This is a genomic window from Bacillus sp. JJ1127 (assembly GCF_036965845.1).
Lineage (GTDB): Bacteria > Bacillota > Bacilli > Bacillales > Bacillaceae_G > Bacillus_A.
In genome coordinates, this window is sequence record NZ_JBALQK010000457.1 from 1 (window position 1) to 1,212 (window position 1,212).

The window sequence follows — 1,212 nt, forward strand, 5'->3', positions numbered from 1 at the left end:
TTGTTGCTGTTATTAAGAATGAAATAATAAAACAAATAACTGCAGGTCTACCATATCTCATTGCTTTGCCATTTTTCTTAAAGAATGAAATGATACATAAGATGAGTAAAATAAGAGCTATTAAAAATAAAAATGTGCTAATATTACTCCAAAATGCCATGTTGGTACCTCCACTTGTAAGATTTTCTCCATTGATTATATAGGAACATACTAGAAATTACATGATTTTTAGCTGAAATAAGAAAATTCTATTTCTTTTTGATGAGTATAAAAATTCTTATTACATTTTTACAATTCATAGATTATAAATGACTCCTCTGAAAAAAGGGCTCTAATAGACTTGCAATTATTAGTAATTTTTGTTTTAGAAGAGAACGGTGTTTTCTTTTTAGTAACAAAAGTAGATGGTGCTATCACATTAAAAATGCAAATCACAGCAAACTTAGTAGCTTTATTTTTAGCATTAGGAGTTCTAAGATGCGAGTCGTGTAATGTAGGATAGTAGATAGGCGGGAAAACTCTTCGTTTATCGAATGGGATAATATAATATTATTATGTAAACAAAAAGACAATTAAAATATCTCTAATAGAGAAAGTTTACTATCCAAGGAGGGGAATGTATGATTCGTCAAGCAAAACAAGAAGAAATTAAAATGATAAGAAAGTGGTTACAAGAAACAGCAATTTCTTTTAAGAAAAAAGGTATTCAACAGTGGAGACAATTTTTACGATATGAAAATACTGAAATAGTAGAGTCTGATTTTGAAAGAGGTTATTTATTTGTTTTTGAAAACAATCAAAATCAAGTAATTGCATCAATTTCTCTATGTGATAAGGAGAAGTGGGATGAGAGCTTATGGAACGATGAAGTAGATGCGTATTATATACATAGAATTGTTGTCTCGAAAGAAGGTAAGGGATTAAACGTCGGTAGTCAGCTCGTACAATGGGCAAAGAATAGAGCGAGAGAGTCCGGAAAGAAATTACGATTAGATTGCATTGCTAGTAATGATTTTTTACAAGAGTTTTATCAAAAACAAGGGTTATCATTTAGAAGTTTTGTGAATAGCTTTACCTTGTATGAGTGGGGGAAGTAGAAGAGCCACTGCTTATTTTATCATAGATTAAACTGTCCACAGAATCGTGGACAGTTCATTATAAAAGAGATAAAGAGTGTAATTTCTTAAGGGGAGCTGCATTAGCGTAAATCAA

Annotated in this window: 2 protein-coding genes and 1 pseudogene; 2 read left to right on the forward strand and 1 reads right to left on the reverse strand. The window is 30.6% G+C overall.

All coding sequences use genetic code 11. The features are described from left to right. Positions 1–160 (reverse strand): annotated as a pseudogene (locus V7183_RS25850) (calcium-binding protein); the annotation flags it as partial. A 180-nt stretch (positions 161–340) separates the two neighbouring features. Between V7183_RS25850 and V7183_RS25855 the strand changes: the two are divergent. Together V7183_RS25855 and V7183_RS25860 are read left to right on the forward strand one after the other, a co-directional pair. Further along, positions 341–502 carry an exosporium protein G gene (locus tag V7183_RS25855; RefSeq protein WP_335361323.1) on the forward strand — a complete coding sequence of 54 codons (162 nt, stop codon included), beginning with the start codon at positions 341–343 and terminating at the stop codon, positions 500–502. A gap of 118 nt (positions 503–620) precedes the next feature. Further along, on the forward strand, positions 621–1,097 hold the full coding sequence (locus V7183_RS25860) for a GNAT family N-acetyltransferase (RefSeq protein WP_335361324.1): 477 nt from the start codon (positions 621–623) through the stop codon (positions 1,095–1,097). Positions 1,098–1,212 lie beyond the last annotated feature (115 nt).